Annotated in this window: 2 rRNA genes; both read left to right on the forward strand. The window is 43.4% G+C overall.

Annotation, left to right across the window (positions count from 1 at the left end):
- Positions 1 to 110, forward strand: a 23S ribosomal RNA gene (locus AC1DJR_RS33925); the annotation flags it as partial.
- A 101-nt stretch (positions 111 to 211) separates the two neighbouring features.
- Positions 212 to 327, forward strand: a 5S ribosomal RNA gene (gene rrf, locus AC1DJR_RS33930).
- Positions 328 to 380: the final 53 nt, after the last annotated feature.

Below are 380 nucleotides of genomic sequence, written 5' to 3' on the forward strand. Positions count from 1 at the left end.
AAGCTAGAAGCTAGTAAGATCCCTGAAAGATGATCAGGTTGATAGGTTCGAGGTGGAAGCATGGTGACATGTGGAGCTGACGAATACTAATAGATCGAGGACTTAACCATATAATATGAAGCAATGTTATCTAGTTTTGAAAGAATATAAAAAACTTRTTGACTTTAAATGTCGAATAAGTTATGATAATTCTTGTCTTAAATGAATACAGTCTGGTAATGATGGCAGAGAGGTCACACCCGTTCCCATACCGAACACGGAAGTTAAGCTTTCTAGCGCCGATGGTAGTTGGGACCTTGTCCCTGTGAGAGTAGGACGTTGCCAGGCAATTCGGAGGATTAGCTCAGCTGGGAGAGCACCTGCCTTRCACGCAGGGGGTC

Source organism: Bacillus sp. 05T31 (assembly GCF_056396725.1).